At 33.6% G+C, this 7,035-nt stretch carries 4 protein-coding genes and 1 pseudogene; all 5 read left to right on the top strand.

From position 1 onward, the window contains the following. Positions 1-341: 341 nt before the first annotated feature. Positions 342-2,327 (top strand): annotated as a pseudogene (locus CDOM16189_RS07835) (HsdM family class I SAM-dependent methyltransferase); the annotation flags it as partial. A 71-nt stretch (positions 2,328-2,398) separates the two neighbouring features. Next, positions 2,399-2,920, top strand: coding sequence for a restriction endonuclease subunit S (locus tag CDOM16189_RS07840; protein ID WP_169976173.1), 522 nt, complete (start codon positions 2,399-2,401; stop codon positions 2,918-2,920). A gap of 671 nt (positions 2,921-3,591) precedes the next feature. Next, positions 3,592-4,149, top strand: coding sequence for a DUF5625 family protein (locus tag CDOM16189_RS07845; protein ID WP_169976171.1), 558 nt, complete (start codon positions 3,592-3,594; stop codon positions 4,147-4,149). A 142-nt stretch (positions 4,150-4,291) separates the two neighbouring features. Continuing rightward, complete coding sequence (locus CDOM16189_RS07850; RefSeq protein WP_169976169.1) at positions 4,292-6,760, top strand: calcium-binding protein; 2,469 nt, start codon at positions 4,292-4,294, stop codon at positions 6,758-6,760. Positions 6,761-6,801: 41 nt separating this feature from the next. After that, positions 6,802-6,957, top strand: coding sequence for a hypothetical protein (locus CDOM16189_RS07855; protein ID WP_169976167.1), 156 nt, complete (start codon positions 6,802-6,804; stop codon positions 6,955-6,957). Positions 6,958-7,035: the final 78 nt, after the last annotated feature.

Consider the following 7,035-nt stretch of genomic DNA (forward strand, 5'->3'; position numbering starts at 1 on the left):
AACTTGGCTATAGATATTTGTATGTTATATTTATATGATAGTTGTTGCTTTTAAATATCATATTTTCTTTAGAAGTATTAATTTGTTTTATAAAAAGCTCGCTATTATGTAGCAAATGCACAAGACTTTCATCGTAAAAGAGGCTAAAATTCTGCCATAGCTTTAAATAAGAGATATTTCTTTTTAAGCTATAAAAACATCTGCTTTAAAGGATTTATTATGGCGGTTCTTGAAAAGCTAGGGCGAAGCTATATATCTCTAATAGAGAAAAAGATATAATTATAAGAGAGTTGAGGAGATGAGATGCTAAAAATTAGATTTTTCATAAGGTATGGTCAAAAATGATAAAATGGACATTAGAAGATGATATAAACGACTATGTAAAAAAGAAACTCGAAGAATTAGGACTAGAAAAACTCAAGGACTATAATGTTGAGTCTAGTATGTCTAATTATATGAAAGAAGCACTTAGAGGCTCAGCGAAGACAAAAAACAAGACGAATTTTGGGAAGCCCGATTTTCACATAGAAAAATATAATATACCTGTAGTTTTCGAGAATAAACTTGATGGTAAAAAAATAGTTGCAGAGACTAAAGATGGCATAAAAGCAGATGAAAAATCCATAAGAGCTTACGCGGTAAACGGAGCTTTGTATTATGCTACACAGATGATCGATAGCGATAAGTATAATGAAGTAATTGCAATTGGTGTGGCAGGGAGTAGTGAGCATGATGTAGAAATAAAAATCTATTATGTTTATGGTTCTTCAATGAAATCTATCAAGTATATGGACAGATATACTACATTGGATTTTCTAGAGAACGAATCTTCCTTTGCAAATTTCTATAAAGACGCGATACTGACAGAGGAAGAAAAACACGAGCTACTGATTACAAGTAAAAAATCTTTAAATGAATATGCTACAAAATTAAATAAACTAATGCACAATCATAATATAACAGCTCCTCAACGAGTGCTGTATGTTTCAGGCATGCTTTTGTCTATGCAAGATGTCATTAACAAAAATGGACAGAAGATACAAGACGGGCTTACTCCTGATGATTTAAAGGGAGTTCAAACAGAATCCAAGAGAGATGGAAAGCTAATTGTGTCTCAAATTAAAGAGTTTTTAACTGCGAGAGATATTGATGCTGATAAAAGAGATTTGATGTTGGCTTCTTTCTCAGAAATATCAAAAGACAAACAGCGTGATGAACTCATAGAAAACCATAAGCAAGTATCAAACTTATTGGAGAAAGAAAGTAGTTGTAATAAGCAGATTTTCACATTCTTATACGAATATGTTTTTAAGCAAATTGATGCAATTGCCGGTCATATAGATATAATGGGTGAGATGTATTCCGAGTTTCTCAAATATGCTCTTGGAGATGGAAAAGAAATAGGGATTGTTTTAACACCACCCTATATTACAAAGCTAATGGCTGAAATTTTAGAAGTAACCGAAGAAAACAGAGTTATGGATCTAGCAACTGGAAGTGCAGGGTTTTTAATTAGTAGCATGGAACGTATGATTGCCTGCATTGAGCATAAGCATGGGAAAGATACTACAAAATCAAAGGATAAAATCAAAGAAATAAAAGCCGAAAGACTTTTAGGTGTAGAGCTAAACGCAGAGATGTATACTCTGGCTACTACGAATATGATATTAAGGGGTGATGGTTCAAGCAATATCCAGAAAGGGAATACATTCAAAACACCTGAAGAATTATATGTAAAATTTAAAGCCGATAGAATTCTTCTTAATCCTCCATTTAGTTATGATGAAAACGGGATGCCTTTTATCGCTTTTGGTCTTGATAAAATGCAAAAAGGCGGACTAGGGGCAATTATTATTCAAGATAGTGCTGGAAGTGGGAAAGCAGTTGAAACCAATAAAAGAATTATTAAAAGCCATAGTTTGATTGCGAGTATAAAAATGCCTATTGATTTATTCGAGCCTATGGCTACAGTTCCTACAAGCATTTATATTTTTGAAGCAGGGAAGTCACACGATTTTAATAAAACAGTAAAATTTATTGATTTCAGAAATGATGGCTATAAGAGAACTAAAAGAAAAATTCAAGAAATAGATAGAGCCACGGAAAGATACAGGGGGTTATTACAGGTCTACAAGAATGGTTTAAAAGCGAAAATAGATCAAAAACTTTGGGTTTTAGAGGATATTTATGTCGAAGATTTTATTGATGAGTCGGGAGCAGATTGGAGCTTTGATCAGCACAAAAAAATTGATACAACGGCTAACTTAGATGATTTTAAAACCGTAGTTTCTGATTATTTAGCTTGGGAAGTTGCAAAAGTATTAAAAAAAAATAAATTTAATAATTTTAAAAAAAATCAAAGCAATCGCATAGAAAAACTTGAGCGTGACTTTAAAAAATGGGTGGTACGTGGAATGTGAAGCCGGCAAAAGAACTATTTGAAATAAAAGGAAACCCTCAATTAAATAAAGACAGCTTTATTTTTACCGATAATGAGCTATACCCTTATTTTACAAGAACTGTTTTAAATAACGGTGTCTCTGGCTACGTAGAATATTTGGACGAAGATCATAAGATTAATGGCAATAGTATAGCTGTAGGGATGTTAGGAATGCAATTTTTTTATATGGAAAAAGATTTTTATGCAGGACAATTCACAAAAACAATAATCCCCAAAGTTCCATATTTTAATAAAAAAGTAGCCTTGTACTTTATTTCACTTTTAAATAAGTATCAAAAAAATTTCCAAAGTGTTTTGGTTAGAGATTTTGAAAAAACATTTTACGAAACAATGTTAAGGTTACCTTTTCTAAACGGTGAAATATGTTTTGCTTACATGGAAAAATATATTGAGGAGCTTGAAGCCGAACGTATTGAGGAGCTTGAAGCATATTTAAAGGCAACAGGGCTAAAAACTTAAATACGATAGAAGGAAATAGACTTGGTAATACTCTATTGATATAGTGTTTAATTAAATAATGCAACTATGTGTCAACTAGGCGTAAATATTAGTAAATACTTGTTAAAATTTTTAGCAATGTTTTATTATGAAAGTCTTGTGCATTTGCTACATAATAGCGGCTAAATCGTTTGGCCTTTCTTTGCTGCCGCTATCTATATTATATATTCTTTATTATTGATGTCATTGGAATGCTAATTAATATGTTTTTTGCTCGTATATTAGTTTCAAACAATAAAAGCGGTCAACCATAACGCTATTTTCACAATATGTAAATTTTCTCTTCAATAGCAAATTTATTTTGTCATTAACCCTAAAATATTTATAGTTTTTGCAGCCGGAAGTCTATAGCATTTATGCCAATCATACCCATCATAAATAAACATACTTAAAAAATACAATCGCAAAAGTCTCGCAAACGTAGTGTTTCTGCATTATTTTGATACCCTAAGACAAAATCAAGAAACAATTAAGCTGATTTTTTGTCTTAATTATACAAATCGAAACAAGATCAAATTTTATTTTTGATATTTATTATTATTTATGTTACTTTAAGTTACCGTACGATAAGTTCGATACATAATTGATGTTACAATAAGTACTGGGGCTAAAATTTCAAAGAAGGTCGTAAAGTGAGTAAAAAAATGATGGGTATCATATTTGCCTCCGTCTTAACATTAGTCTTACTCACGCCGGTGGCGTGGTATTTCGGGCTATTTAATGCGGACTGGCCGTATATTTTAGGTTTTAGCGATGCACCTGCCGCTCCCGTCTTTAAGCCTATCGATATCAGCAAAAAAGGTAATAAGGTAGATTTTCTCGTAAGGATTGAGGATAAGATACCTAAAGTATTTGTAGATTTATACTATAATAGATATAGACAAACAAAAATAGACGATGAAACCTATGATAAACTCGTAGAAAAATATCTCTGCACCAGTTATTTTGAACGCAAATTCCCTCCGTTTCCAATCAAAATCACGGTAAAAGCCATAAAAGATACAAACATAACCCTGATTGACGACATTGTTAATCCGTCAGAACCAGTTAGGGTCGCCCATGGTCGAACTATATTTTACAAAAAACTTGAACCGGGAATTTATGAAATCATAGTAGAGACTGTAAATGACTATCCTGAACTAAAAGACTTAGACGCTTGGATTTATGTCAATTATGATTTTGCAAAGTAGATGACAAATTTCTTATAAAGGAGCAATCATGTTTACCCTTACGGTTAAGATAGCAGCTGCAGGTGCTAAAATGAAAGACGAAAGTCCATCGATAGCGGGACATATGTGGCTTTCTGTATAAGGCAATGGTAAAACTTCATCAATGGGATTTGGACCCGCAAAACAAGGAGATCCCTTTGGTCCTGGGGAACAAAAATACCAGGACGATAGTAAATATCTAGATATATATTATTCGGGCAAGATATATATTACTGAAGATCAATACCATATTCTGAAAGATTTTAGTAAAGACCCTAAAAAATACGGATTTGATATAGATAAATACAATGGAGTAGCCAATAGTTGTATAGATTTCACATGGAAAGCACTACATGCCATCGGTCTTAACCCTACAGATTTTGAAGGAAATTTACTCCCATCGGATAATGCCGATAATGTCGATAAATCATTATATAAGTACGTTATGGGCAATGGCATTGGATGGCAGAATACAGCAAGTAAGGGAAATTATCATGTCACGTACGAAAATAATGAAAATAATACGGTTCAAAATGATGGCCTAATTAATACAATATTTGGCCTAGGAGGTGACGATAATATTAAAATAAATGGGAATAAAGACAGTATTATAGTGGGTGGCGCTGGCAACGATACATTGGTAGGTGGAGACGGTGCAGACCATATATATGCCGGAAACCAACCAATGATACCATTAACTGCAGATTCTACTAATATTGATCAAGGAAGCTTTAATACCCTAACCGGCGGAAAAGGAAGAGATTTTCTGATGGGCGGAGTTGGCGATGATACCCTGATCGGAGATGATGATAATGAACGTGATGCTCTTATGGGTGGAAAAGGTAAAGATACCTACCGTGCGGGGAATCTTGATATCGTCAAGGACGACGACGGCAAAGGAGAGGTGTATTTTAAAGGAGATTTATTAAAAGGCGGAATTTATAATAAAGAAGAAAAGGCCTATATTAGCGAGGATAAAAAATTCCAATATAAATTTATCGGCTCATTATTATCCGTCAAGAATCAACAAACAAATGATACCATAATTATAGAAAGATATTTTAAAGAAGAAAAAAGCCTTGGTATTAACTTATCCGATAAAGCAGGTAAAGAAGTATCTATCGTCATAGATACCACCGGCTCTATGTATGATGATATAGATACAGCAAAAGCGAGCGCAAGAGCAATAGCAAGCAATATTTTCAAAGAAGGCACTTATTCAAAAATTTCAATCGTCACTTTCAGTAACAATAATATAAAAACGGTTGGCGTATATACCGACTATGAGTCATTTCAGCAAGGTATTAACTCCGTGAGAGAAGAGGGTGGCGGCATCGAATATCACAATGCCGCTATAATAGAAGGCATGAGAAATTTTACAAAAGACAATGGCTTAAGCAAAGAAATATATCTTATGACCGACGAGCCTGGAGATGACAATGAAAGAACTCAAGAAGTAATAGATATGGCTAAGAATTTTGGCACGAGCATTCTAAGAAGCATAAGTGCCAAATCCAATTCTGAACATTTTGATAATTCTGTAAAAATAAACGTAATATCCATTAATTCCGATTTGCAAAATTTAAAAATTTATGCTCAAGAAACCGGAGGCAAATTTTTTCAACCAAATAGTCTCGGAGAGCTTGAGGATGCTTTATTCGATCTTAGTAATACTGGCACCAATCAAAATGAAACCATTAAAGGTAACGACAAGGATAATATCATAGATGGCAAAGGCGGAGACGATATATTAGAGGGCGGTAAAGGCAGCGATACATATATATTTGACGCAAATTTCGGCAAAGACGTTATTGTTGAAACAAATACAGAAAATAAAGACAAAAATAGTATCGATATGTCAAAATTTAGCATCAAAGAAGTTGTATTTAGACAAAAAAATAATGATGTTGTAATACATAAATCAAAAACCGATGCGGTTACCATAAAGGATTTTTACGGCACAGAAGAAAAAATATCACTCATCAAATTTAAAGATATCGTTTTGGATCACAAAGCCATAAAAGAATTTACGGCGCTGCAAACCAATAAAACCGTCATAAAGTTCGCGGAAAAAGGCGAAACAAAGTTAAAAACTCTATTTGACAAGGTATATTTCAAAGCCGATGATGATACCCCTACTTTAATAGAAGGTGGAGTAAGAAGTGATGCTTTGATAGGTTCAAATTTAAGCGATAAAATCTATGGACATATCGGACACGATACCATTGTAGGCGGCAAAGGCGATGATTATCTAAACGGCGGTATAGGCAATGATACATATATTTTTGCTAAAGGTGACGGGAAAGATATTATCAAAGATACCGGCGGTAGAGATACTCTTTTACTCAGAAATATTAACAAAGACGAACTGATACTTAGCAGGAGTAAAAATGACCTTATTATACACTTTAAAAACCAAGCCGATGAGATTACTGTGAAAGATCATTTTAAATGGGCATTTGGCTATCACAACAAGCTAGAAAACATCAAATTTGAAGATAATACACAGGTAAGTCATCAAGATATATCAGATATGCTCGTTAGTTTATCTGGCGTTAATACTTATGAATCTCATGTGGATATAGGACAGTAAAAATTCTTTTTGTGAGTACTATTTATGGTACTCACAAAAATATGGATAACTCGGATAGAGTTACGCAAGAGGGGTATAATGGGTTTCGCGGATCATACGCAAACGACGGATACGGTTTTACCATAGGTTTTCCCAATTTTGGAAATCCGGTGGTAAAAGAATTTGCCGGAGGCGGATATAGAGGATCTAAATGCTAAACTGAAAGAAAAAGGCGATACTCAAGTCGACATCTCAAAGATCGATAATCGCCTTTTTTACTACAAGGAAAACCCCTA

It is taken from the genome of Campylobacter sp. RM16189 (genome assembly GCF_012978815.1).
GTDB lineage: Bacteria > Campylobacterota > Campylobacteria > Campylobacterales > Campylobacteraceae > Campylobacter_A.

Excerpts from the sequence above, each read along its gene's own strand:
- CDOM16189_RS07840 (WP_169976173.1), top strand. The coding sequence starts at position 2,399 with ATGGGTGGTACGTGGAATGTGAAGCCGGCAAAAGAACTATTTGAAATA.
- CDOM16189_RS07850 (WP_169976169.1), top strand. The coding sequence starts at position 4,292 with ATGGGATTTGGACCCGCAAAACAAGGAGATCCCTTTGGTCCTGGGGAA.
- CDOM16189_RS07855 (WP_169976167.1), top strand. The coding sequence starts at position 6,802 with ATGGATAACTCGGATAGAGTTACGCAAGAGGGGTATAATGGGTTTCGC.